Below are 26,590 nucleotides of genomic sequence, written 5' to 3'. Positions count from 1 at the left end.
GCAAGCTAATTCCTGTTACCGCTCGACTTGCATGTGTTAAGCCTGCCGCCAGCGTTCAATCTGAGCCATGATCAAACTCTTCAGTTTAAAAAAGTTTGCTCAAACTCGTGAATCACGTCTGACTTTTACTATATCCTTCAACCCAAAGATTAAAGAACGTAAAGCGAATTGACATGGTCACTTGTTTAAGACTTCAAAGTTTTTGAGAAGTCTCCAGCAAGCGCCCACACAAATTATCTGATTATCTATTTTAAAGAGCGTCTGACGCGGTGTGCTTCGTTGTTGTGAAGCGTTGTCCGTGTCAGTGGGTGCGTATAATACGCATCAGAATTTTCAGCGCAAGCACTTTTTTAAAATAACTTAAAATAATTTGAAAACACCGAAAACCTGCTTAAATAACAATCAAAATCGTTCATAAGACATCTTCATTGGCTGTTTTTCAGCCACTTTCTTAGGTAACAGCAAATGATTTGGTGTTTTCATAGCGATCATACGCAGCATGTGATCTTCCAGCATTAGAGCTCACGTTTTATTGCAGCCCAGTCAGTTGCTGGTAATTTCATACCATGAGCACCTTTATAAGCAGGACATTTTGGCGACTCCCTGCCTGTTAAGGCAGCATCCTCTAACTTATAGATGTCTACTTCTAATGGATGACAGGTTGATAGGGGGTCTACTCCATCTCGCCCCAAGAAATCCACCGACAAGTCCCCACCAGGACAACAAGACATCGCACATAACAGGTCAATCTCAGCAAAGAACTCTAGGTAATCTCCTTTCTTCGCCGGGCATGGCTTCATAAAGTACTGATCATCACTGTTTAACCCCGTACACTGAAAGACATTTAATACATCGTGCACATCAAACTCTGTTAAGCCGTGGGGCAATATCGCCCTTACCAAGTTTGAATGACAGTGAAAATCAAAGTCTTCGCCAGTCAAAAGGTAATTAATATAAGGGTCACAGCGGGTGCCGAGTAAATCATGCACACGACCACCATCTTCATCTTTACCGTAATTTTCTAAGGTGTCTTCAATGATGGTTGCCATTGGACGCAGAAATGGCAAGGTTGACCAAAGCCGATCATAGGTACTCACATGAGCGCGTTGAAGCTGGCGCGTACGCGAAGCCCACATTCTTTCGCGCGGATCATGAAGATTCCACATATTGAAATCCCCCACTTGCGGCCCTTCTGACACACGAATTCGAAATACATGACCAGCGGGGACCTTCCAAGCAATGCCTGAGCGTATCGGAACTTTTACGGTTTCCACTAAGGTACGCTTTGCATTCCCTTGTTTTAACGATGCGTAGAACGCTTTGTTAATCTCAAGTTTTGAACCTTCTCCAGAACGATATGCAGCTTCAATGTTCGCCATGAAATGCCCTCTTTTGAGTTTTCGATTGACTCACATTAAAGAATGGTGAAACTGAAGATAAGTGACATTTATTTTTAATACATGACAAAACTTTCAGAGTTCTAAAATGAGCCTGCCCTACACCGCCCTTCACACCTTTCATTTAGCCGTTCGCTATGGGTCACTTAAGCAAACGGCTGAGCATTTAAGTTTGACGGAATCTGCAGTAAGCCATCAAATAAAGCGCTTAGAAGATAAATTAGGCTACACACTGTTTTATAAATCTGGGCGACAGCTAAAAGCCACACCGGAAGGAGCATTACTAGCAAAAGAGCTAGAGCAGCCATTTGACCACATTGATCAAATGTTATTAGACAAAAAACCACATGCGCACAAGCCCATTACACTTTATTGCCTGCCCTCTTTATTACAGCCTTGGCTGTTACCAAAACTAATCAGCTTTAAAGAGAACCATCCGAACCTTGAACTGGAAATTCGCTATCATGCTTCCTCACCAGAGTATTTGGATGAACACAGCCTGCGCCTTGGTAGTTACGAAGCAAATACCTGTCCCCATTACCCAGTAATCCCTCTGTTCTCTGGAGAAACATTGCCAGTCTGTAGTCCGATTTACCTGAGCCAACACTCAGAACTTAATTCAATTAATGGCCTTTTACACGCAGACCTACTTCATGACCACTCATCCCATAGCTGGGAGCAATGGTTCACACAACAAGGGATGCGACTTCAGCAACCTGCCTCTCTCATTTATGAAGATTTCCACCTACTAAAAATGGCCACACAGGCCGCACAAGGGGTAGCTCTGTGCCCAGAGTTTCTTATTCAGCAAGACATACAACAGGGAACTCTGGTGACACTAAGTGAGCATAAAGGGAATTTAGGGCGTTATTACGGGATTGAGCGCAATCGTTACGCGCATCACAATGTGTGCCAACTGGTTGATTACTTAAGTCAACCAGAGAAATAAAAAAGCCCGCGACTCTTTCAAGTAGCGGGCCTTTTACGTTCTTACTTTAGTTGGCTATTAGCCTAGGAACTTGCGTGCGTTTTGGAATAGACGCAACCAAGGACCTTGCTCTTGCCAACCTTCTGGCTTCCAGCTGTGCTGTACCGCACGGTAAACACGCTCTGGGTGAGGCATCATGATGGTGACACGACCATCTTCTGAGGTCACGCCAGTAATACCTTCAGAGGAACCATTCGGGTTGAATGGGTAACGCTCTGTCGCTTGACCATAGTGATCAACGAACTGCAGTGCTACTTGGCCATTCGCTTTAAGGATGGCTTTGTGTGCCTCATCACGGTATTCCGTGTGACCTTCACCATGGGCAACTGCGATCGGCATGATCGAACCTGCCATGTCTGCTAGTAGAACAGAGTTAGACTCTTTCACTTCTACTTGCACTAGACGTGCTTCAAACTGTGCAGATTGGTTACGTACGAACTTCGGCCAGTTTTGCGCACCTGGGATCAGGTCATGCAAGTTAGACAGCATCTGACAACCGTTACAAATACCTAGAGAGAAGGTTTCTTGACGGTTAAAGAAAGCTTCGAACTGCTCGCGTGCTCGGCTGTTAAACAGGATAGACTTCGCCCAACCTTCACCAGCACCTAGTACGTCACCGTAAGAGAAACCACCACACGCCACTAGGCCGTGGAATTCTTCTAGGGAAACGCGGCCTGACAGAATATCGCTCATGTGAACGTCAACTGGAGTAAAGCCAGCTTTATGGAAGGCAGCTGCCATTTCTACTTGACCGTTAACACCCTGCTCACGTAATACGGCCATGCGCGGTTTCGCGCCAGTATTGATGTAAGGCGCAGCCACATCCGCATTGATATCGAAGCTTAGTTTCGCAGATAGACCAGGGTCTTTCGCATCGAGCAAGTTATCGAATTCTTGCTGCGCTGATTCTGGGTTATCACGTAGCGCTTGGATTCGGTAGCTTGTTTCAGACCAAGTGCGCTGCCAAGTGATACGATCTTGAGAAAGCACTTGCTCGCCTTGGAACGCGAAGTTCAAGGTATCGCTGTCGTTTAGTGTCGCAACTGCTGTCGCAGAAACGCCCGCTGCTTGGTAAGCCGCGAGTACCGCATCCACTTCGCTGTTTGCTACTTGAATCACAGCGCCTAGTTCTTCGTTGAATAACGCTGCGGCTAGTGACGCTTTGTCTTTAGCAATATTGGTTAGATCAACATCTAGACCGATGTGGCTAGCGAAAGACATTTCGACAAGTGTTGCGAAAAGACCACCATCTGAGCGGTCGTGGTAAGAAAGCAGTTTGCCTTCGCCATTCAAGGTTTGCGTAGTATCAAAGAAGCCTGCTAGAACCGCAGCGCTGTCTACGTCAGGTGTTGCGTTACTGACTTTGTTAAATACTTGCGCTAGAACCGAACCACCTAGACGGTTTTGACCCGCACCAAGATCCAATAGAATCAATTGGCTGTCTGCTTTCTTAAGTTCTGGAGTCAGTGTCTTACGAACATCTTCCACTGGCGCAAACGCAGAAATCACAAGAGACAATGGTGAAGTAACCGCTTTCTCTTCGCCGTCTTCTTTCCATACTGTCTTCATCGACATAGAGTCTTTACCCACAGGGATCGCGATATCCAGTGCAGGACACAGTTCCATACCCACGGCTTTAACCGTTTGGTATAGCTTCTCATCTTCACCTGCGTGACCCGCAGCCGCCATCCAGTTTGCCGATAGCTTAATGTGGTTACGCTTGGTAATTTTCGCTGCCGCAAGGTTAGTTAGCGCTTCACCCACTGCCATACGACCAGAGGCTGGTGCATTCAATAGTGCTGCTGGCGTACGCTCACCCATGGTCATCGCTTCACCGGTGTAGCTGTCTAGTGACGAAGTCGTTACCGCTACGTCCGCTACTGGTACCTGCCATGGACCGACCATTTGGTCACGTGCCACCATACCTGTGATAGTACGGTCACCGATGGTGATCAAGAAGCTCTTAGACGCCACCGTTGGCAGGCTAAGAACGCGTTTCGCTGCTTCTGCAAGCTCAACGTCAGAACCGTCAAAGTCATCGCCTTTAACATCGGCTTTAGTCGCTTCACGGTGCATCTTAGGTGGCTTACCAAATAGTACAGACATTGGTAGGTCAACTGGGCTGTTGTCAAAGTGTGGATCTTCCACTTCTAGGTGCAGTTCTTCTTTCGCTTCACCAACCACAGCAAATGGGCAACGCTCACGCTCACAAATCGCTGCAAACTCGTCGATACGATCCGCAGGGATCGCCATGACGTAGCGTTCTTGCGATTCGTTACACCAGATTTCTAGTGGTGACATGCCTGGTTCGTCGTTCAATACTTTACGTAGATCGAACTTACCGCCACGCTCGCCGTCTTTAACAAGCTCTGGCAAGGCGTTAGACAGACCACCCGCACCCACGTCGTGGATGAAGCTGATTGGGTTCTTGTCGCCAAGCTGCCAACAACGGTCGATTACTTCCTGACAACGGCGTTCCATTTCTGGGTTGCCACGTTGTACCGAAGCGAAGTCTAGATCTTCGTTACCGTCAGCAGAGGCCATCGAAGACGCAGCACCACCGCCAAGACCGATCAACATCGCAGGGCCACCTAGTACCACTAGTTTAGAACCTACTTGGATCTCGTCTTTTTCAACGTGCTCACGACGGATGTTACCAATACCACCTGCTAACATGATTGGCTTGTGGTAACCACGCACTTCGTCACCAGTTGGGCCCTGTACTTTTTGTTCGAAAGTACGGAAGTAACCTAGTAGCGCTGGGCGACCAAATTCGTTGTTAAATGCCGCGCCACCAATAGGACCTTCGATCATGATATCCAATGGCGTCACGATACGGCTTGGCTTGCCGTATTGGCTTTCCCATGGCTGTTCAAAACCTGGAATTTTAAGGTCAGAAACGGTAAAGCCTGTTAGACCCGCTTTCGGCTTGGCACCGATACCAGTCGCGCCTTCGTCACGGATTTCACCACCGGAGCCAGTCGCCGCACCCGCAAATGGGGCAATCGCCGTTGGATGGTTGTGGGTTTCAACCTTCATCAAAATATCGATGTTCTCTTGTGAGAAATCGTATTCACGAGTTTCAGGGTTCGGGAAGAAACGGCCTGCTTTGTGACCTTCCATAACCGCCGCGTTGTCTTTGTACGCAGACAAAGTGCCATCTGGGTTATGCTCGTGTGTGTTCTTTATCATCTTGAACAAAGAGCGCTCTTGCTCTTCGCCATCAATGGTCCAAGATGCGTTAAAGATCTTGTGACGACAGTGCTCAGAGTTTGCTTGCGCAAACATCATTAGCTCTACGTCATTTGGGTTACGACCCAATTCTTTGAATGACTCTACCAAGTAGTCAATTTCGTCTTCCGCCAAGGCTAGACCAAGTTTTTGGTTAGCTTCTACCAATGCATCGCGACCACCGCCTAAAATATCTACGCTGCTCATTGGTGCTGGCGTTGCATGGCTAAACATAGTTTGCGCCGCCGCAACATCTAGCAAAACGCTTTCTGTCATACGATCATGCAGTAGCGCCGCAATGTCACTACGCTGTGCATCAGAAAATGCTTCGCTAGAATGGATAAAGTATTGCACACCGCGCTCAACGCGCTCTACTAACTCAAGACCACAGTTATGCAGAATGTCCGTTGCTTTAGAAGACCATGGCGAGATGGTACCAAGACGTGGCACTACCAAAACGTAGTTGTCAGATACTTGAATCGGCGCAGACTTAGCCCCGTAAGTCAGAGCCTGTTCTAGCACGCCTTGCTGTTCCGCTGTCAGCGCCTGACCTGACTTTAGTTCAACAAAATGTAGAAACTGGGCATCGATATCTGTGATGGATGGATACAGATCTTGTAGACCTGCTAAAAGCTTAGCTTTGCGAAACGCAGAAAGCGCCGCGGAACCATGCAGAGTCAGCATGTCGAGTTTTGCCTCATGTGGTAGTTTGGGGAAAAATTTGCGGGTATTTTAAATCATTGAGGCGTTTTGAAGCCAGTAGAGTCTTTGCAATATCGCCACATTCCTTACTCAGCGTCGTTATTTCGCGCCTTAGCCTGTTGTTTTAATCGTTTTTTTTGCTCGCGGCGATACTGAAAAAAATTTGAAAGCTGAGTACTCGCCTGCTCCGCTAATACGCCACCGTGGGATTCGACATGGTGATTTAAGAAGCTATTTTGAAAAAACTGCTGCTGACTTTCCACCACACCACTCTTAGGCTCCGTCGCGCCATACACCACACGGGCAATACGACTGTGTACAATCGCCCCCGCACACATAGAACACGGCTCCAATGTCACATACAAGGTTGCGTCGGGGAGACGGTAATTATTAACATTTTTACAGGCGTCACGAATCGCTTGAATCTCAGCATGAGCGGTCGGATCGCAAGTGTGAATGGGGGAATTAAAACCTTGACCGATGATTTCACCATCCAACACGATAATCGCTCCGACAGGTATTTCACTTTCTGCTTCGGCCGCACAAGCCAATTCTAGGGCCTTAGCCATCCAATATTCGTCGTTCTCTTGCTGTGAATGACTCGGGTCTATTGCACTGGGCATTTCATATCTCCTAAACTCAGGGAAACTATTATACAAGGAGTTTGAAGCGTGCAAACCGTAGCCGATTTGATGATTACGAATCTTGTAACCCTAAAAGAGAGCGATTCACTTGCCAAAGCCAAGGCCTTGATGGCAGAAAAAAACATTCGCAACCTGCCTGTCGTTGATGATGAAGGCGCCTGTGTTGGCATGCTTACACAACGTGAGTACTTAAAACACGCCTTTTACTTGGTCAGTCAATTTGGTACGCAACAACTATCTAAGAAAGAAGAACAAACGCCTGTACGCAATGCCATGAACAAAGACCTTCTTAGTATCGAACCCAGTCTTTCGTTAAAAGCTGCGGCAGAATTTTTCATCGAGAATAAATACGGCAGTTTACCGGTTGTTGAAAATGGTAAGCTGGTAGGTATTCTCAGCCCTATCGACTTTGTCAAACTGGCCCATAGCATGCTGTAGAACCTTATTTTAGAGATAAAAAAACCAGCGTAATAAGCTGGTTTTTTAAGCGAAGCAATCATGACTGATCAGAGCTTTGCTGTAACGGGCGCTTCTCAAGCATAACGTGGGACGCTTGCAGGCCGAAATCCGTTTCCATAATTTCGAAACTGACTGACTGTCCTTTTTTTAAGGTCTTATGACCCTCTGACAAAATCGATTTATAGTGTACAAACACATCCGGTAAGTCATCGCGCTTAATAAAACCAATCCCCTTGGTGTCATTAAACCAACGCACTTTACCAAAAAACCGTTCTGCCATTGACCACCTCTTGTTATTGATTTGAGCCAACCGCTCTAGCCTGAGTACAGGCTAGAGCAAACCGTTCTTACAAAGACGCGATGCTAGCCTTTTGCTCTTCTAGTCGAGCAACGACTGACTTCAGATCTTCACACTTCGATTTTTCTTTCTCAACAACCTCTGCAGGCGCTTTGGCAACAAATGATTCATTGCCCAATTTGCCTTCGATACGCTGTAGATCTTTACTCGCTTTATCGATTTCTTTTTGCAGGCGTGCAAGCTCTGCCTCTTTATCGATCAGACCCGCCATTGGCACGAGCACTTCCATTTCACCTACTAGAGCCGTCGCAGACATAGGCGCTTCCGCACCTGTTTCCAGCCAAGTGATGGACTCGATCTTTGCAAGTTTCTCTAAGAACGCTAAGTTAGCCTCCATACGAGCTTTATCTTGCTCAGAGCCGTTACGGAAGAAAATCTCCAGTGGCTTAGACGGTGCAATATTCATTTCACCACGAATATTACGAATACCTTCAATGACACCTTTTAGCCATTCAACGTCTGCTTCCGCCACAGCATCCTTCTTCGCCTCATCCGCTGCTGGGTATGGGCGAGTCATGATGGTTTCACCTTCTTGCGCCGCTAGCGGCGCCACTCGCTGCCAAATTTCTTCAGTGATAAATGGCATCATTGGGTGGGCAAGACGTAAGAAACCTTCTAATACACGTACCAGAGTACGGCGTGTACCCGCTAGCTGTGCTGGAGTCGCATTTTCGTCCCATAGCACTGGCTTCGAAAGCTCTAGATACCAATCACAGTATTCGTGCCACATGAACTCGTAAACTGCTTGTGCCGCCAAATCAAAACGGTGCGTTTCGTAGGCTTTGTTTACCGCATCTTCGGCGTGCTGTAGACGAGAAATAATCCACTTATCCGCTAGAGATAACTCCACTTCACTGCCATTTTGCGCGCAATCTTGACCTTCGGTGTTCATCAACACATAGCGGGCTGCGTTCCAAATCTTATTACAGAAGTTACGGTAACCTTCTAAACGGTTAAGATCGAACTTGATATCACGACCACCAGATGCCAGTGAGCACAATGTGAAACGTAGTGCATCGGTACCGTAGGCAGGCATACCTTCTGGGTAAGTTTCACGAGTGTTCTTCTCAACTTTTTCAGCAAGACGCGGTTGCATCATGCCGTAAGTGCGTTTCGCGACTAACGCTTCAAGATCAATACCGTTGATCAAATCCAATGGATCGATAACGTTACCTTTGGACTTCGACATTTTGTCGCCGCGCTCGTCTCGAATCAAACCAGTGATGTAGACCGTTTTGAACGGCACCTTGTTCGTAAACTTCAAGGTCATCATGATCATACGAGCAACCCAGAAGAAGATGATATCAAAGCCCGTCACTAGGACGTCTGACTCACCAAACAGATCTAGGTCTTCGGTTTGCTCTGGCCAACCTTGTGTTGCGAAAGTCCACAACGCAGAAGAGAACCACGTATCTAGAACGTCTTCATCTTGAACCAGCTCTAGGTCTGCTGCCAATCCGTATTTCTGACGTACATCCTCTTCACTCTGACCAACATAGAAGTTGCCTGAGTTGTCGTACCATGCTGGGATTTGGTGGCCCCACCACAACTGACGTGAGATACACCAATCTTGTAGATCACGCATCCACGCAAAGTAAGTGTTTTCCCACTGCTTCGGTACAAACTGGATATCGCCATTTTCAACCGCTTCAATGGCAGGTTTCGCAAGCGATTCTACCGCCACGTACCACTGATTAGTCAGGTAAGGCTCAACCACGGTATTACCACGCTCACTGCGCGGCACTTTCAGTTTGTGATCTGCGATTTTTTCTAATAGACCAAGCTCTTCAAAATCTTTCACCACGACTTTACGTGCATCAAAACGATCTAAGCCACGGTATTTTTCTGGCGCTACATCGTTGATCGACGCATCATCCGTGAAGATATTGATCATTGGTAGGTTATGGCGCTTACCCACTTCATAGTCGTTAAAATCGTGTGCAGGCGTGATTTTCACACAGCCAGTACCGAATTCTTTGTCTACGTATTCATCCGCAACGATTGGAATACGACGGTCAACAAGTGGCAGAATAACTTCTTTGCCGACCAATGCCGCGTAACGCTCATCGTCAGGCGCAACCGCCACAGCTGAGTCACCCAACATAGTTTCTGGGCGCGTCGTCGCAACCACGATGTAATCTTTGCCATCGGCTGTTGTCACGCCATCCGCTAGTGGGTAGCGGAAATGCCACATAAAGCCGTTTTCTTCTTCTGACAAAACTTCAAGATCAGAAATCGCGGTGTGTAGCTTAGGATCCCAGTTAACTAGGCGCTGACCACGGTAAATGATGCCTTCGTCGTACAAACGAACAAAGACTTCCTGAACCGCTGCAGACATACCAGGGTCCATGGTAAAACGTTCTTTGCTCCAGTCTACCGAGTCACCTAGGACACGCATTTGATCCGAAATAGTACCGCCCGATTGACCTTTCCATTCCCATACTTTTTCTAGGAACTTTTCACGGCCTAGCTCAGTTCGCGTTAGGTTTTGTGCTGCCAATTGACGCTCAACCACCATCTGCGTTGCGATACCGGCGTGGTCGCTACCTGGTTGCCACAATGTGCGTTTGCCTTGCATACGCGCACGGCGGATCATGGCGTCCATCAAGCTGTGCTGGAACGCGTGGCCCATGTGCAGACTACCTGTGACGTTCGGCGGCGGAATCATGATTGAGAATGGCGTGCCGTCACCCTTAGGTGCGAAGTAATTATTTTCTTCCCAGCGCGCATAAATCGGCTGTTCGATACTTTGAGGTTGGTAAGTCTTTTCCATTATGGTGTCTTAAAGCTCTTGGATGGCAAAAATTAAGTTGTGGGAATTATAACGCTTACGCAGCGACCGAGAAAGTCACGTAACACCTACTGGCCTTTACGTTTCGAGATTTCTGTCATGACTTCTGCGACCAAGCCGGGTAATCGGCGCTCTAACACGTTACGAATAGCCGTTGCGATTAGCTGAGATTGCTCAGTTTTACTCGCCTGCGGCACTGGTTTGACGGTTTTTTCGGCCGTTTTGCTTACCGATGCAGAGACCGCTTCGACCACCGCTGTAACGGTTTCTTCCGGCGGCTCGTATTTGAATTCTGTTTTTTTGGTTTCAGGGGGCTCGTACTTAAAGTGCGGCGCAACTCTTGCTGTAGCAGACGGTGTCGACTCTGGCACAACACTATCCGATAGCGTTTTTTTAGACTCAGACGGTGTCGGCGATTTTTCTACAGATAACAAGTTTTTTAAGTGCATTTCTTGACTGACAGGCGTAGTCACTTCGTCTGCACCAACAACATCCATCAAAATAGGAATGTCATCTTTGTTACGCAGCGCAGCAGTTAGGACAGTTTCGTCCGGCTCAGATAAATACATTTGAGCATCGGAAAGCACATCAGACATAGAAAACCACAATCAAAGCCAAATTTATCAGCATAATCAAAGGCAGAAGAATGATGCCGAAGATGCTGTTAGGAAACGATTAATTTGTACAACTTTCGCACTGACGCTCGCAAAAGTCCACCCTCATACGCATCAACATCAGCATCTTAATCTATACCCATTATTTTCTTGCAACAGGATACAAACTCTAGAATTCCTATCCTTTTCTCATTGAAGAGGAAAAGTTTCTCCCTTAAAGCAAAAAGCTCTGCCATAACTTAGCTACGGCAGAGCTTTAAAATACTTTAAAAGCAATTAGTTAGCTTTACTTAATAAATATTGAGTCAAAAGACCAACCGGGCGACCGCTGGCACCTTTGCTAGCGCCACCAGCCCAAGCCGTTCCAGCAATGTCCAGATGCGCCCAAGGGTAGCTTTCAGTGAAGCGAGATAGGAAGCATGCAGCGGTGACAGAGCCTGCCTCTGGGCCACCAATATTACCGATATCGGCAAAGTTGCTATCCAGTTGCTGCTGGTATTCTTCGTCCAACGGCATTTGCCACAGTTTATCTGCCGCCCCTTTACTGGCTGCTTTTAATGCATCCGCTACGTCTTGCTTATTAGCGTACATACCAGAGTTCACACTGCCCAAAGCAACGATACAAGCCCCTGTTAATGTGGCAATGTCTACCACAGATTGCGGCTTAAAGCGCTCAATGTAAGTTAACGCGTCACACAACACCAAACGACCCTCAGCATCTGTATTCAATACTTCAACCGTTTTGCCTGACATGGTTTTAACGATGTCCCCTGGTTTCGTTGCGCGGCCACTTGGCATGTTTTCCGCTGCCGCGATCACTGCTGTGAAATTCAATGCAGGCTTCAACTCACAAATAGCTTTCATAGTACCGAATACGCTAGCCGCACCACACATGTCGTACTTCATTTCATCCATTTTCGCGCCTGGTTTCAATGAAATACCACCGGTATCGAAGGTGATACCTTTGCCGAGCAATACATGTGGTGCCTCATCTTCTTTACCACCACGGTAATGCATCACGATCAAGTAACTTGGCTGATCACTACCACGACCAACAGACAATAGACAGTGCATGCCTAGCTCGTCCATTTTCGTTTCATCTAACAATTCAATTTCGATGTCGTAGTCTTCGCCTAATTGCTGCGCTTTAGACGCTAAGTAAGCAGGTGTACACACGTTTCCTGGAAGGTTACCCAATTGACGCGTGAATGCAGAACCGGCCGCAGTCGCCACCCCCACTTTCAGAGCGTCTTCGCTCGTGCCTTCGATTTGCAAAGTTTCCACTTTACTCACTTTCTCCGCATCCGATTGCTTAAAGCCTAGGAATTCATAGAAAGCTTCGTTTAGCCACTGCGCCAACAAAGTCGTCATATTGTCAGCATCACGATCTTTCACTGACAAACCGCTCGCAGCCACCGCCACGTTAGCATATGGCAGAGACTTGATTTGAGTACCTACTGCAGCCGCCACTTTTTTAACATTCATATCAGACAGCGCTTCTTTACCGGTGCCAACCAACAACAGAGCCGGCTGACCTTCTACAACGCTTGGCAGCAGCAACGTTTGTGCCACAGAGCCTTTGAAAACGGTTTGTTCGCGAAGTGCAGCAATCTGGCCATTCACTTTTTCGTCCGCTTGTGCCGTCGCGGCAGGCAATTCCCCTTCACTTGGAACAAATACCACAAGCAGGTCTGCTTGAACGTCAGCAACATTGTTGAACAATTGTGTTTTCATATTTCCCATCCAATTCAATAATCTTTCTAAAATACTGGCTACCTACGGCAACTAACGAGATAATATTGGCCGTTTAATTTTTAGTAGCGATCACCTGAAGTCACGCTAGAACTCCAGTAGAGGTTCCTTTGAAACTATTCAGATACTTGGCTAAAGAAGTGTTGGTGTCAACCGCAGCGGTGACCCTCATCTTACTTCTTGTCATTTTAAGTGGGCGCATCTTTAACTATCTAGGTCGCGTCGCTGATGGCCGTATGAGCTTTGACTTCCTATTTATTTTACTAGGTCTACACGTCCCAAGCTTCATTCAGGTCATTTTGCCTTTAGCATTTTTCCTTTCATTACTATTGGCCTACGGCCGTCTGTACATTGAAAACGAGATGTCGATTTTGTTCGCCAGCGGCATCAGCAAAATCAAGCTTGCAGGTTACACGCTTGGTATTGCACTTTTTGTAACAGCGCTCTCAGCTTGTATTAATTTTTGGATTTCACCGACATTTGAATACAAGGCTCAAGAAATCACGCAGGCACAAGACCAATTAACAGCGTTTGACTTTTTACAGCCGGGCAAATTTGAAAGCGCGGGACAACGTGCCACCTACATCGAAAGCTTCACTAATAATGAAGGCTGGATGGAAAACATGTTTGTCTCCGACTACACCAACAAGAATCACCAGTTAGTACCGACGCAAACACTGGCACGTTATGGCGAGTTAGTACGCTTTGCCGAGCACGACGGATTGCAATATTTGGTCTTAAAAGATGGCGTGCGTTATCAAGGCAAACCCGGCACCGCTAATTATACGATTACAACATTCGATACCTACGCACTGCGCATCGAAGACACCCCGGCTGGCGAAATCACAGCAGAAGAAGCGCAGTCTACCCTTTCATTACTCAATGCAACCGACCCTAAGCTGGTGGCTGAACTTCAATGGCGAATGAGCCTAGTCATTATGGTGCCAATTCTTGCCATTATTGGCCTATCCCTGAGCCAAGTAAATCCACGCCAAGGTCGCTTCTTTAAAATGTTGCCGGCCATCGTTTTATTGATTGCTTACCTAGGGCTACTGATCTGGGGGCGTACCGCGATTGAGAAACAAACCATCCCCACTCAACTTGGACTTTGGTGGGTGCATGGGGTGTTTATTATGATCGCCACTTATACCTTCTTGCTGTTTAACCAAGTGTTTTCGCGCAAAGCAGCCAAATTACCCAACAGCACGGGAGGGCGCCATGCGTAAACTCGACCACTATGTTGGCATGAGCGTTCTTCTGGCGGTCTGCTTAGTCGCCTTTGTACTGCTGGGATTGGATTTCGCGATTACTTTTATCGAAGAGGTGAAAAAGGTCAACGACCAATACACCGCGACCACATTAATTCAAGTATTAGGCCTACGCATTCCAGGCAAACTCGCCGAATACCTTCCTGTGGCTTCGTTAATTGGCACTTTGGTGGGCTTAGGCGCACTGGCTTCAACATCGGAAATAACCGTGATGCGTGCCGCAGGAGTACCGCTCTGGCGTTTAGGCTTTGCTGCCTGTAAACCCGTTTTAGCACTCGCTCTAGCAGGATTATTGGTAGCCGAATTCGTCTCACCAATCGCCGAACAAAAAGCCAATCTTGTAGACAAATTACAAGCAGGCGTGAACAACAACTTCGCCATTACTGGCGGTAGCTGGCTAAAAACCAACGGAGACTATGTTTACATTGATGCCGCCGATCGCCAAGGAAAGCTATACAACATCACTATTTACGATCGCGAAGGCGATACTCTGAAAGCAATTCACACAGCAAGTAGTGCCTCTCAAGAGTCAGAAAACACGTGGACACTACACAATATTTCCACCTCAACTTTTGGTGAAGATCGAGTTACGGTCAGCCATGCTGCGACACAAGAATGGTATTCCTCACTTAAGGCAGACTATTTATATTTGTCGACCCAAGAACCCGATAGCCTTTCGCTGACACAGTTGTATCAGTATTCAACCTTTTTAAAAGAGCAAGGGCTTAACCCCGGCGATTACGAGCTCTCATTTTGGAGTAAGATATTCCGACCTCTGTCGTCGCTAGCACTGGTTATTGTAGCTATTTCAACGGTATTTGGACCATTGCGATCCTCAACCATGGGCGGGCGTATCTTCTCTGGCGTATTGATTGGTCTAGCTTTCCAAAACACTCTTTATATTATGGGGCGCTTAAGCCTCGTCAGCTCTTTACCACCATTACTAGGCATCTTGTTGCCTATCTTGGTCTGTTTTGCGATAGGTCTTTACTTGCTAAAACGTCGTCACTAGCCCTTAAGAACAACGCAACCTAGGTACGGTTGCGTTGTTTATGATCGATGAACTCCAGTCGAGTTTGCGACAACTTGTCATGCCAAGTCAGCTGATTCTTGTCGACTAACGCCCATAGAAAACCCAAACCGAAACAGCCCCAAGACACCAGTGCCAAGACATAACGGGCAGTCGCTTGGCGCACAGTTAATGGCGCCCCGTTGTCCTGTACAACGCGAAACTTCCAGACTTGCATTCCCAAGGTTTGTCCTGGGTAACGCCAGAATTTCACAAAAAATCCCCAAGCAATGATTAACAGCAACCAAAACAGCCACGGACCATCGACAGCTTCACCATCGTTCGCCATCACCGCGATCCAGCCAACCAGAAAATAGAGGGCAATTAATAGTAGAGAATCGTAGAACGCCGCCGCCAAGCGACGCCATAAATGAACTTTGCGCATTGTTACTCTTCACTTTCCCATGTTCATAACAGTGGAAACTATAATGCAGAGTAATAATGCGCTTTTGAAGTAGCTTTTAGAAAACCTCTGTAGAATACGATTGAGGTCAATAAAATACGCTAAGACTGAATGAAGCGCTCGATGCGTTGTAACGCCTGCTCGATACGAGCACAATCACAGGTATAGGCAAAGCGCACATATTTATGCGCGTCCTTCATACCAAAGTCAGCCCCTGGGGTAAGCGCCACAAACTCCGTTTGCAATAACGCCAAACACCATTGCATAGCATCCGAAGTAATGCTCGACACATCCACATAAACATAGAAGGCCCCCTGAGGCGCAGAAGCGATCGGCAAGCCTAACCGTTCCAGACCTTGAACTAACGTCATACGACGTTCCGCCAACGTTTGACGACGCTGCTCACACTCTGCCAAGACATCTGGTTGGAATGCACGAAGCGCAGCATGCTGAGCGATGGAAGGCGCGGAAATAAAAAGGTTTTGCGCCAGTTTTGTTGCGCCTTCAATGGCCCACTGCGGCACTACAATCCAACCCAAACGCCAGCCAGTCATGGCGAAGTACTTTGAAAAACTGTTCACTACAAAAATATCATCACTGACACTCAACGCCGTAAAATCTTCGCCATCAAATACCAAGCCCTGATAAATCTCATCCACTAGCATATGGCCGCCCTGCTGCTTAACGATTTCCCAAGCCTTGGCAATATAGTCTGCAGACAAGACCGAACCCGTTGGATTGGCAGGGGATGCTAACCAAAGCCCTGTTGTTTGCTCCTGCCAATGCCCCTCAAGCGCGCTCAGATCGATTTCAAAGTTATTCTCGCTCAAGCATTCCAACATGCGTGCTTTTGCTCCGACCTGTAGCAAAAAGTGACGGTTACACGGATAACAAGGATCAGGCATCAATACCTCAGAGCCTACTTCCGCCATCAACGAACTCAACAGCAACAAGGCTCCAGATGCTCCCGGCGTTACCACAATACGCTCAGGCGCAACGTTCACATCATAGCGTTGCTGATAGAAATCACTGATCGCTTGACGTAACTCAGGCAAGCCCGTTGCGGCCGTATAACCCGTTTTACCGTCTCTGATCGCAGCCATACCCGCTTCATTCACGGCCGCAGGGGCGCTGAAGTCTGGCTCCCCCACTTCTAAGTGAATTACATCTTTACCTACGGCCTGAAGTTGCTTAGCTCGCTCCATCACCGCCATCACTTGAAAAGGGGCTATTTGCTCGACGCGTTTGGCTAAAGTCTGCATACTAATCTCTAAAATCCTTAAAAATACGCGAAAAAAGAATAAAGTTTTTGCGCAAAAAATGTGGTTATGGCACAAATTATCTGATAAGTTTCCGCCCGAAAAATTAAACCACCTTAACTTAATGTAAACAGGTTACCACAAGGACACCTGGGAAGTGAGGCAAGACTATGCCAAGTAAAAATCCTGAATCATTGATGAAAGACTTTACACCTTACGTTGCAGCGGAAGGTGAAGAGTACATGAACGAAAAACAATTGGCGCATTTTAAAAGCATCCTTCTCAACTGGAAGCAAAACCTAATGGAAGAGGTTGATCGCACCGTACACAACTTACAAGAAGAAGCGGTGAACTATGCAGATCCAAACGATCGTGCCAGTCAAGAAGAAGAGTTCAGTCTAGAGCTTCGTGCTCGTGACCGTGAGCGCAAGCTAGTTAAAAAGATTAACCAAACAATCGAACGCATTAACGAAGACGACTACGGTTTCTGTGATGAGTGCGGCATTGAAATCGGCATTCGTCGACTTGAAGCACGTCCAACCGCAACCATGTGTATCGACTGCAAGACTCTTTCTGAGATTAAAGAGAAGCAAATCGGCGGTTAACACATGCCCACTGCTTATCGCGGCCGGTTTGCCCCCTCGCCAACCGGCCCGCTTCATTTTGGCTCCCTGCTCAGTGCGGTGGCCAGCTACCTAGACGCTCGTCAACAACAAGGCACTTGGCTTATTCGCCTTGAAGATGTCGATGGCACACGCTGCTCATTAGACTTTCAAAAAGCCATCTTAGATACTCTGTATAGCTACCAACTGTTTTCCGATGAAGCCGTCATCATTCAGTCCGAACGGCACGACCTGTATCAACATTATCTGGAGCAGCTGATCAAACAAGATCAGGCGTATCCATGCCAATGCACCCGCGCATCCCTAAAAGCAACCCAAGGACTACATCCTAAACGCTGTCAATGTGATCTTCATGCTGATCATTCTTGGCGGGCACAATGCGATCAAGGAATTTTTGCATTTGTCGATCCAATTCAAGGACCGCAATACTTTGATATCAGCCAGCCATTGAATCATCCTGTTTTGAAACGCAAGGATGGGTATTTCTCCTATCAGCTGGCCGTGGTGGTCGACGACCATTTACAAAATATTAGTCATATTGTTCGCGGCGCAGACCTACTAGACACTACAGGACAGCAGCTATGGCTCTACCAGCAGCTTAATTGGCAAGCCCCTGAACTTTGTCACTTACCTTTAATCATTAATGAGCACGGCGACAAAATCAGTAAGCAGAATCACGCCAAAGCCATCCCTAATGGCGATCTAACCGTGTTAAAACGAGTACTTCATTATTTAGGGTTTAGCCATATACCAACCGACTTAAGCATCCCCCGTTTACTCGAATGGGCCAGCCAGCACTGGTCACGCAAACAGCTACGTCAAGCAAGTCTATCTTTAGATGAAAACGATCAGGATTTAATCCGTTAATTGACGCTCGCGCCAACCATCAATCTGGGTATAATCGTTACACTAAGCTACAAGGGGTGACAAGATGTATCATGTTATGGTGATCTGCGGTGACAATTCACCACTCAAAGAGGTCGATCGTTGGTTAAGCCGCAACGGCTTTCATGTCAACATCAGCCAAACCATTGAGCAAGCCATCAAGTACTATGAGCTGGATGACTTTGAACTCTTACTGGTCGACGCAGAGGTCACATCAGACGAATCGCTCGCCAAAATCAGCCAGCAAACCTTTATCATTTTTGATCAGCGCCCTAGCCTTAACGGTGCTATTGAGTACATGGCCAAAGGCGCAAGCTACTTTATCCCCTTGCCTACAGACCCTGATACAGTACTCACTCAAGTTATTGAAGCACTAGAAAAGCCTAAGCGCAGTACTAAATCAGCTGAACTGATTGCCGAACCGAGTAGCAGCGACATCAGTCTTTTTGCCAATCAATCGAGTAGCTCCAACAGTCCGGCTCTGGGCTCCCCAGAAAGCGGCATTATCGGGAATAGCCCCGTAATGCACGTGCTCTTTGATGAACTGCAGAAAGTCGCTAAAACCAACGCCACCGTGCTCATTCATGGCGAATCAGGAACAGGTAAAGAGTTGGTAGCAAAGTCCATCCACAACCTTTCGAAGCGAAAAAATAACGCCTTGATTAGTGTGAACTGTGCCGCCATTCCAGAAAACCTAATTGAATCAGAGCTGTTTGGTCATGAAAAAGGCGCCTTCACTGGTGCCGTCTCCGCGCGGGATGGCCTGATTGTGGCTGCCGACAACGGCACTTTGTTTCTAGATGAAATCGGAGAGCTCCCACTAGAAGCTCAAGCTCGCTTATTGCGAGTGCTGCAAGAAGGCGAGATTCGTCGTGTTGGCGCCGTCACCTCCACTCAGGTAAATATTCGACTGGTCACCGCCACCCATCGAAACCTACTGCAAATGGTTCAGAAAGGCATGTTCCGAGAAGACTTATACTACCGTTTGTATGTCATGGAGCTAACTGTACCAGCATTACGCGAACGCGGTGAAGACATATCACTGATCGCCAAAACCTTACTGGAGAAGGCCTGTAAAAAGCATGACAAGCCCATTCCTCAGTACACTAAAGCATTCGATAAAGCCATTCGCGAGCACTCTTGGCCGGGGAATGTCAGGGAGCTGGAAAACGCCCTAGAGCGAGCCATTATTCTAAGTCCAGAAGGCAAGCTAGAAGCCAGCAATCTAAAGCTGAAAACCAAGGACAGCTATACAACCGCTACAAAAGCAACGCAAACTGGTGCCGCCGATAGCGCACCTCAATTTGCCATTGAAGGGACAACGCTAGACGATTACTTCAAGCATTTCGTGTTAACGCACCAACATAAAATGACAGAAACACAGCTTGCACAGTCTCTGGGCATCTCACGAAAAAGCCTCTGGGAGCGACGACAAAAACTCGGAATACCCAGAAAAGTAACAGAATAAAAGTAACACCTGATACGATAATACCCATCAAAACCTTACAATATCGTAAAAAAAGTGCACAACTTTTTTGAAAAATCCTTATTTTTCAGTATATTGAAAAAATTGGCACAACTAATGCCTTATATATGACACAACGATAACAAGATTGACGATAATAAAAATAAGTTAATCATTTTGTACGTTCCTTAAAATAAAAATAAAACAAAAGGAACACTGTAGCCTCTCAAAATAAAAATAAAATCTGAGGCTACGGATGGAAAGATCGCTTTGGATAATTGATTTTTTTAGATATACAAGCCGAAAGGCGATGAAAACATTGCAATAATAAAAATAAAACTTGAGTAGAACTGCAGAAGCAGCACGAACTTTGTTTTCGGAACTAGTATCTTCGATGTATCCAAAGCGATTATTTTATTTTCGCACCTCCACTGTTTTACCCTTTCTCATCTTCCAAGTTAATTCAATCTCTCTTTATCGTGTAACTTCTACCCTAGCCGTGTAGAATAACCAAACCCATCAATTGTTGAAATTTTTTAAATAATGCTTGCAGGTTTTAGGTCTTTGGTTCGTAAAGCGACTTCCTTATTTGGCTCAGATGAGTCTCGACAACTACCCCTAGAAATTCCTAGGGACAAACATACGTTCTCGAGAAAGAACATCAGCCCAAATGCGCTGAAAGTTCTATATCGCCTTCATGAGGCAGGCTTCGATGCCTATCTCGTCGGGGGCTGTATTCGAGACCATTTAATTGGCATTGAGCCAAAAGACTTCGACGTGGTCACCAACGCCACACCAGAAGAAGCCCATGCCCTGTTCTCCAACTCTCGTTTGATTGGCCGACGCTTTAAACTGGTGCATGTTACTTACGGGCGTGAAATCATTGAAGTATCTACCTTCCGCGCCAACACAGCCGCTCAACACCCCGCTGAAAGCGATCAACGCAAATCTCTTAAAGACAAAGACACTGCCCGCTCATCTCATGGCATTATCTTGCGAGACAATGTCTATGGCTCTATCGAAGAAGACGCTGAACGCCGAGATTTCACTTTCAATGCGCTCTATTACAACATCGCAGATTTCTCGATTAACGATTATTGCGGCGGCCTGGCTGACATAGAAAAGCGTCAGATTCGTATCATTGGTGATGCTCGTCAGCGCTACCAAGAAGACCCAGTGCGTATGCTGCGCGCCATTCGCTTCGCGGCAAAGTTAAATTTCTCCATAGAGCCCGAGACAGCTGCACCAATCAAAGAAATGGCGCATTTGCTAGATCACATTCCACCGGCTCGTTTATTTGAAGAAGTACTTAAGCTACTCGGCAGCGGTAATGGCACAGAAACCTTTAAGCTATTACGCGAATACGGCTTATTTAAATACTTATTCCCAGACACGGATGCTCTACTAAAAAGTGGCTGGCAGCGTAAGGACATTGATCCTGAAGCCTTCATTCTACAGGGCCTACAGAACACAGACGAACGCATTCAAGGTGGCCGCAGTACAGCCCCTTACTTCCTGTACGCCATTCTATTATGGCCAAGCGTTGCGCTTCGCCATGAAGAATTTGAGAAGCAAGGTCTACCTGAGTTGCCTGCGCTGCATCAAGCCGCGACCATGGTACTGGACAACCAAGTCGCTGCCACAGCAATCCCACGTCGCTTCTCTACCCCAATGCGTGAAATTTGGGATCTGCAATTCCGCTTACCAAAGCGCTACGGCAAACGTGCTTTCACACTACTACATCATCCACGTTTCCGCGCCGCATTTGACTTCCTATTGATTCGCGAACAAAGTGGTACCGACCTAGGCGGCTTGGGCAACTGGTGGAACGATTTCCAGCAAGCACCGGAAAACCAACAGCGCGACCTAATCAATAGAGCCGATGAGCGTAAAGCTGGTGGAGAGGCTCCAAAAGCGAAACGCCGTCGACCACGTCGCCGCAAAAGTAGTAATGCCAAACGTTCACAAGAACAGTGAGATGACCCATGAACAAGGTATACATTGGCCTAGGCAGCAATCTAGAAAACCCATTGGCACAACTGAAAAGTGCGATTGAACAGCTTTCTAAACATGGCGACATTGCCAACTTCACCTGTTCAAATATCTATTCAAGCAAACCGGTTGGCCCTCAGGATCAGCCGGATTATGTTAATGCTGTGGCCTGCTTCGAAACCGAGCTGGATAGCATAGCAACACTGGACCTTCTACAAAGCGTCGAACAAGACCATCAACGTGTGCGGGAACGCCACTGGGGACCAAGAACTCTGGATCTCGACATTCTGCTATTCAATCAAGACACCATTGATCTGCCTCGCCTGAATGTCCCCCACCCCTTTATGCTAGAACGCGGGTTCGTGATCCGTCCCTTGTTCGATCTAGCACCTGAGCTGCTGCTGCACAATGGCAAAACCGTTGCAGAGCATGTCACTCAACTTGATACCAGCGATTTGGTAACAATAGAAGAAGCATAACCATGTATTCAGACACGTCAGCGAAAAAACCTGTTAGCCCTATTACCCTATCCAAACTACAGCGCATGAAACAAGCAGGGGAGAAATTCACCTGTTTAACTTGTTACGATGCCACCTTTACTCACGCGATGAATAAGGCTGGGGTTGAAACCATCCTCGTAGGAGACTCGTTAGGCATGGTGGTACAAGGCCAAGACAGTACGCTGCCCGTGTCGATTGACGATATGTGCTACCACACAGCAGCGGTAAAGCGTGGTAACAGTCATGCCTTTATTCTCGCCGACATGCCGTTTATGAGTTATAGCTCCCCAAACCAAGCGCTCGATAACGCCGCCAAGTTGATGCAGGCTGGCGCCAATATGGTTAAGCTTGAAGGCGGTAGCTGGCTTGCCGATACGGTACGTTTACTTTCTGAGCGCGGCATTCCGGTTTGTGCGCATTTAGGCTTAACACCACAAGCCGTTCATAAGCTCGGTGGCTATAAAGTACAAGGAAAGGACAAGGCAGCAGCAGACTTAATTCTACAAGAATCGTTAGAATTGGTAGCCGCTGGCGCCGATATTCTATTGTACGAATGCATTCCTAGTGAACTAGGTAAATCCTTGACGCAAGCTGTTAGTGTACCGGTCATCGGCATTGGCGCCGGTGCGGACACCGATGGCCAAGTCCTAGTGATGCACGACATGCTGGGCATTAACATTGGTCGCCCAGCCCGCTTTGTAAAAAACTTTTTGACCAACGGTCGCACCATCACTGACGCTTTCGCCGCTTATGTAGACGAAGTCAAAAATGGTACATTCCCAGCACCAGAACACACATTTGACGCATGAAAACATTTCACACAGTGGCTGAACTTCGCACAGCCCTAAAAAGCGAACGTTTACAAGACAAACGCATTGCCTTCGTACCGACGATGGGTAACTTACATGAAGGCCATATGGAACTGATCCGCCGCGCACGTAAAGAAGGCGATGTGGTGGTCTCCTCTATTTTCGTGAACCCTATGCAGTTCTCAGCCAATGAAGACTTAGAGCGCTACCCACGTACACTAAAAGAGGATCAAGCATTACTGGAAAGCAATGGCTGTGATTTCCTGTTTGCACCATCGGCTTCAGAAATGTACCCAGATGGTAAACGCAGCCAAACACAGATTGAAGTGACTGGACTGTCAGACATTTTGTGTGGCGCCACTCGCCCAGGCCATTTTGTTGGCGTGGCAACAGTAGTCACCAAACTTTTTAACATCGTTATGCCTGACTGTGCGATCTTTGGTAACAAAGATTATCAACAATTGAAAGTCATTGAAGACATGGTGCGCGACCTGAGCTCCAACGTTGAAATTATTGGCGTAGATATTGCTCGAGCTGAGTCAGGCCTTGCACTTAGTTCACGCAACGGTTACCTAACTGAGGCTGAACGCAACACCGCGACAACTCTTTACCAAACCCTTCTATGGGCAAAGCAACAGATCCTAGAAGGTCACGTAAGCTACGCAGACATTTGCGAACAAGCTCAACAGAAGCTTGAAGCAGTGGGATTTAAGCGTGACTATTTTGAAATACGTGCACAACATGACTTACTGACACCATCAGAGAAAGAGAAGCGACTGGTCATTCTGGTTGCTGCCTATTTGGGCAAAGCTCGGTTGATCGATAACCTAACCGTAGATCTACCGTAACACTCTTATACTCAACCTAGGGAGATAGACATGAGCTCACCAACGCAACATTCCGCGTGGCAAGCACTGGCACAACATCAGCAAGCAATGGCCTCAGTCAAAATGACTGAATTATTTGCCAACGATGCAACCCGTGCCGAGTCTTTCAAAGCATCCGCTGCGGGATGGTCGCTAGATTACTCAAAAAACCGTGCTAACACCGACACTATGAAGCTGTTGCTACAATTAGTCGAGCAAGCAGGTATGAAGTCTGCTATCACAGGCATGTTCAAAGGCGATCATATTAACAATACCGAGAATCGCTCTGTTCTTCATGTAGCGCTTCGTGCCAGCAAAGCACAAGAGGCACTGATGGTAGATGGCGTCAACGTACTAGACGAAGTACGTAATACTCTGGCACAGATGGAGAATTTTGTTACTCAGCTACATAGTGGTGAGTGGAAAGGTTACAGCGGCAAGAAGATTACAGACGTAGTATCGATCGGTATTGGCGGCTCCTACCTTGGCCCAAAAGTGGTCACTGAGGCCCTAACTCCTTACAAAAAAGACGACATTAGGGTCCATTTTGTTGCCAACATTGATGGCTCAGACATCACTGAGAAACTTAAACTTCTTAAGGCTGACAGCACGGTCTTCATTGTTTCGTCTAAGTCATTTGGCACACTAGAAACACTTTATAACGCTAACGCCGCACGAGCTTGGTGTATCGCTGAAGGTGTACCAGAAGCTGAGATCAAAAAGCACTTTGCAGCCGTTAGCTCAAATGTTGAAAAAGCCGTTAAATTCGGCATGGCGGAAGAAAATATCTTCCCTATGTGGGATTGGGTTGGCGGCCGCTACTCGCTTTGGTCCGCGATTGGCTTACCGGTTGCGGTTGCAGTCGGTATGAACCACTTTTATGAGCTACTTGATGGCGCTCACGCCATGGACGAGCACTTTAAAAGCGCACCATTTGAGCAGAACCTACCTGTAATCATGGGGGCTCTAGGGGTGTGGTATAGCAACTTCCATAACGCCCAGACACATGCACTGATTCCTTACGACCACTACCTACGTGCTATGCCTGCGCATATTCAGCAGCTGGATATGGAAAGCAATGGCAAAGCTAATCTGGTTGATGGCTCTGGCGTTGAAACAGATACCGGTCCAATCATTTGGGGGGGCGCAGGCACAAATGGTCAGCATGCGTATCACCAGTTGTTGCACCAAGGCACGCGCTTGGTTCCAGTAGACTTTATTGCACCACTAAAAACCCATAATCCAGTGGCCGACCACCATGCACAGCTATTTGCCAACTGTCTAAGCCAATCTCAAGCCCTTATGGTTGGTAAAAGCTTAGCGCAAGCTGAGCAAGAGCTGCGCGATGCAGGCGCAACGGAAGAACAAGTGGCTGCGATTGCGCCACACAAAGTCATTCCTGGCAACCGTCCAAGCAATACGTTGTTAACCGAGCAGCTAACACCTTTCACAACAGGCTCATTGATCGCGCTGTATGAGCATCGTACCTTTGTGCAAGGCACCATCTGGGGCATAAACTCCTTTGACCAATGGGGCGTTGAACTTGGTAAAGTGTTGGGTACTGATATCTACAATCGCCTTGTCAACGATACGGATAACAGCCAATTGGATGCCTCTACCCAAGCTCTGATCGCAGCTTTTAAAACGGCTCAGTAATCTTTGCTGGAACAGCTCAATGCAAAAGACCTTCATTTGAAGGTCTTTTTCGTTTCCAGTCCCGCTGATCTAAAGATCAAAATTGGTCGGCATCACAACCACATCACGAATAGTCATTCCTCGCGGACGAGTCAGCATAAACAGAATGATCTCTGCGATTTCCTTCGCTTCCACTAAGCTTCCAGAAGCCTTAGCCTCATCCAGTTTGTCTTGCGGCCAGTCATCCAGCAATCCAGTAATCACTGGGCCGGGCGACACCGAGCCAATACGTAATCCATGCTTGAACACTTGTCGACGGGTAGTTTGCACAAAACAGTCTATGGCCCATTTTGATGAGGCGTATACAGGCTCCCATGGCGTTGGAAAATGCGCCGCTAAGGAGCTAGTCACTATGATGTCGCCAGTTTTATTGGGAGCCATATGTTTGATGACATCACGTACATTTTTCATTACCACATTAATGTTCAAGTTCAACATACGATCAATCGCATCAGGGTCTGCATCGACTAAATCCCCCCCCACATACAGACCGGCATTGGCATGAAAAATATCCAGTGGCCCATCCAATAATTCAAGAATCGAGACCATGAGTGTTTTGCAAGCTTCTGGATCTAGCAAATCAATCACCAGCGGAATAGCGTTAACGTAACCAGCACACACTCGCTCTAGTGACGCCGCGTCACGATCAATCAACACCACCTTAGCACCCGCCTCGAGCATTGCCTGTGCACTGGCCCATCCTATGCCAGACGCAGCGCCAGTGATCGCAGCGTTTTTATTTTGGAGTGAATAGCTCATAACAGCGCCCTCTACTTTTATTGTCAGTAAATTTCTAGAACACTTATTATTAACCGCAGAG

22 protein-coding genes and 1 rRNA gene are annotated in these 26,590 nt (G+C 47.2%); 12 read left to right on the top strand and 11 right to left on the bottom strand.

Features of this window, described 5'->3' with window-relative positions:
- Both ASC49_RS17425 and ASC49_RS17420 read right to left on the bottom strand, forming a co-directional pair.
- A 16S ribosomal RNA gene (locus ASC49_RS17425) occupies positions 1–87 on the bottom strand; the annotation flags it as partial.
- A gap of 428 nt (positions 88–515) precedes the next feature.
- Positions 516–1,379, bottom strand: a complete 864-nt coding sequence (locus tag ASC49_RS17420) for an urea carboxylase-associated family protein (protein WP_055464524.1) — start codon at positions 1,377–1,379, stop codon at positions 516–518.
- A 106-nt stretch (positions 1,380–1,485) separates the two neighbouring features.
- On the opposite strand from ASC49_RS17420, the gene ASC49_RS17415 reads away from it, so the two are divergent.
- Positions 1,486–2,346 carry a LysR family transcriptional regulator gene (locus ASC49_RS17415; RefSeq protein WP_055464523.1) on the top strand — a complete coding sequence of 287 codons (861 nt, stop codon included), beginning with the start codon at positions 1,486–1,488 and terminating at the stop codon, positions 2,344–2,346.
- A gap of 57 nt (positions 2,347–2,403) precedes the next feature.
- On the opposite strand, the gene purL is transcribed toward ASC49_RS17415, so the two are convergent.
- Together purL and tadA are read right to left on the bottom strand one after the other, a co-directional pair.
- Complete coding sequence (purL, locus tag ASC49_RS17410) at positions 2,404–6,300, bottom strand: phosphoribosylformylglycinamidine synthase (RefSeq protein WP_055464522.1); 3,897 nt, start codon at positions 6,298–6,300, stop codon at positions 2,404–2,406.
- A 104-nt stretch (positions 6,301–6,404) separates the two neighbouring features.
- The gene (tadA, locus tag ASC49_RS17405; RefSeq protein WP_055464521.1) at positions 6,405–6,941 is read right to left on the bottom strand and encodes a tRNA adenosine(34) deaminase TadA; all 537 of its coding nucleotides are present in this window, start codon (positions 6,939–6,941) and stop codon (positions 6,405–6,407) included.
- A gap of 48 nt (positions 6,942–6,989) precedes the next feature.
- Here tadA and ASC49_RS17400 point away from each other — a divergent pair, with 48 nt between their 5' ends.
- Complete coding sequence (locus ASC49_RS17400; RefSeq protein WP_055464520.1) at positions 6,990–7,400, top strand: CBS domain-containing protein; 411 nt, start codon at positions 6,990–6,992, stop codon at positions 7,398–7,400.
- 58 nt (positions 7,401–7,458) lie between these two features.
- On the opposite strand, the gene ASC49_RS17395 is transcribed toward ASC49_RS17400, so the two are convergent.
- From ASC49_RS17395 to ASC49_RS17380, 4 genes are all read right to left on the bottom strand, one after another.
- Entirely contained in the window at positions 7,459–7,701 is a 243-nt protein-coding gene (locus ASC49_RS17395) for a cold-shock protein (RefSeq protein WP_055464519.1), read from the bottom strand.
- A 67-nt stretch (positions 7,702–7,768) separates the two neighbouring features.
- On the bottom strand, positions 7,769–10,552 hold the full coding sequence (locus ASC49_RS17390; RefSeq protein WP_055464518.1) for a valine--tRNA ligase: 2,784 nt from the start codon (positions 10,550–10,552) through the stop codon (positions 7,769–7,771).
- Between the two features lie 86 nt (positions 10,553–10,638).
- Entirely contained in the window at positions 10,639–11,166 is a 528-nt protein-coding gene (locus tag ASC49_RS17385) for a hypothetical protein (RefSeq protein WP_055464517.1), read from the bottom strand.
- Positions 11,167–11,460: 294 nt separating this feature from the next.
- The gene (locus ASC49_RS17380) at positions 11,461–12,918 is read right to left on the bottom strand and encodes a leucyl aminopeptidase (protein ID WP_055464516.1); all 1,458 of its coding nucleotides are present in this window, start codon (positions 12,916–12,918) and stop codon (positions 11,461–11,463) included.
- A 128-nt stretch (positions 12,919–13,046) separates the two neighbouring features.
- Here ASC49_RS17380 and lptF point away from each other — a divergent pair, with 128 nt between their 5' ends.
- Together lptF and lptG are read left to right on the top strand one after the other, a co-directional pair.
- Positions 13,047–14,162: an LPS export ABC transporter permease LptF gene (gene lptF / locus ASC49_RS17375; RefSeq protein ID WP_055464515.1), complete on the top strand. Its 1,116-nt coding sequence runs from the start codon at positions 13,047–13,049 to the stop codon at positions 14,160–14,162.
- Positions 14,155–15,216 (top strand): LPS export ABC transporter permease LptG, encoded by a 1,062-nt coding sequence (gene lptG / locus ASC49_RS17370; RefSeq protein WP_055464514.1) that lies wholly within the window; start codon positions 14,155–14,157, stop codon positions 15,214–15,216. Before lptF ends, lptG begins: the two co-directional genes overlap by 8 nt.
- A gap of 19 nt (positions 15,217–15,235) precedes the next feature.
- Here lptG and ASC49_RS17365 read toward each other — a convergent pair whose 3' ends face one another.
- Together ASC49_RS17365 and ASC49_RS17360 are read right to left on the bottom strand one after the other, a co-directional pair.
- Positions 15,236–15,658, bottom strand: coding sequence for an RDD family protein (locus tag ASC49_RS17365; RefSeq protein WP_055464513.1), 423 nt, complete (start codon positions 15,656–15,658; stop codon positions 15,236–15,238).
- A 119-nt stretch (positions 15,659–15,777) separates the two neighbouring features.
- On the bottom strand, positions 15,778–16,938 hold the full coding sequence (locus ASC49_RS17360) for an aminotransferase class I/II-fold pyridoxal phosphate-dependent enzyme (RefSeq protein WP_055464512.1): 1,161 nt from the start codon (positions 16,936–16,938) through the stop codon (positions 15,778–15,780).
- Between the two features lie 167 nt (positions 16,939–17,105).
- Between ASC49_RS17360 and dksA the strand changes: the two genes are divergently transcribed.
- The 8 genes from dksA to pgi all read left to right on the top strand — a co-directional run bounded on the left by dksA (position 17,106) and on the right by pgi (position 25,731).
- Positions 17,106–17,540, top strand: a complete 435-nt coding sequence (gene dksA / locus ASC49_RS17355) for an RNA polymerase-binding protein DksA (protein WP_055464511.1) — start codon at positions 17,106–17,108, stop codon at positions 17,538–17,540.
- A 3-nt stretch (positions 17,541–17,543) separates the two neighbouring features.
- Entirely contained in the window at positions 17,544–18,425 is an 882-nt protein-coding gene (gene gluQRS / locus ASC49_RS17350) for a tRNA glutamyl-Q(34) synthetase GluQRS (protein ID WP_055464510.1), read from the top strand.
- A 64-nt stretch (positions 18,426–18,489) separates the two neighbouring features.
- Positions 18,490–19,911: a sigma-54 interaction domain-containing protein gene (locus tag ASC49_RS17345; RefSeq protein ID WP_055464509.1), complete on the top strand. Its 1,422-nt coding sequence runs from the start codon at positions 18,490–18,492 to the stop codon at positions 19,909–19,911.
- A gap of 540 nt (positions 19,912–20,451) precedes the next feature.
- Positions 20,452–21,885 (top strand): polynucleotide adenylyltransferase PcnB, encoded by a 1,434-nt coding sequence (pcnB, locus tag ASC49_RS17340; RefSeq protein WP_055464508.1) that lies wholly within the window; start codon positions 20,452–20,454, stop codon positions 21,883–21,885.
- Between the two features lie 8 nt (positions 21,886–21,893).
- Positions 21,894–22,379 carry a 2-amino-4-hydroxy-6-hydroxymethyldihydropteridine diphosphokinase gene (folK, locus tag ASC49_RS17335; RefSeq protein ID WP_055464507.1) on the top strand — a complete coding sequence of 162 codons (486 nt, stop codon included), beginning with the start codon at positions 21,894–21,896 and terminating at the stop codon, positions 22,377–22,379.
- A gap of 2 nt (positions 22,380–22,381) precedes the next feature.
- Positions 22,382–23,209 carry a 3-methyl-2-oxobutanoate hydroxymethyltransferase gene (gene panB / locus ASC49_RS17330; RefSeq protein WP_055464506.1) on the top strand — a complete coding sequence of 276 codons (828 nt, stop codon included), beginning with the start codon at positions 22,382–22,384 and terminating at the stop codon, positions 23,207–23,209.
- Positions 23,206–24,057, top strand: a complete 852-nt coding sequence (gene panC / locus ASC49_RS19820) for a pantoate--beta-alanine ligase (RefSeq protein ID WP_055464505.1) — start codon at positions 23,206–23,208, stop codon at positions 24,055–24,057. Before panB ends, panC begins: the two co-directional genes overlap by 4 nt.
- Positions 24,058–24,087: 30 nt before the next feature.
- Positions 24,088–25,731: a glucose-6-phosphate isomerase gene (gene pgi / locus ASC49_RS17320; protein WP_055464504.1), complete on the top strand. Its 1,644-nt coding sequence runs from the start codon at positions 24,088–24,090 to the stop codon at positions 25,729–25,731.
- Positions 25,732–25,800: 69 nt separating this feature from the next.
- Here the strand turns inward: pgi and ASC49_RS17315 are convergent, their stop codons facing one another.
- Entirely contained in the window at positions 25,801–26,529 is a 729-nt protein-coding gene (locus ASC49_RS17315) for an SDR family oxidoreductase (RefSeq protein WP_055464503.1), read from the bottom strand.
- Positions 26,530–26,590 lie beyond the last annotated feature (61 nt).

Source organism: Marinomonas fungiae, assembly GCF_001418205.1.
Taxonomy (GTDB): domain Bacteria; phylum Pseudomonadota; class Gammaproteobacteria; order Pseudomonadales; family Marinomonadaceae; genus Marinomonas; species Marinomonas fungiae.
The sequence above is the reverse complement of the archived record's forward strand: the minus strand, read 5'-3'. Positions and strand labels throughout refer to the sequence as shown.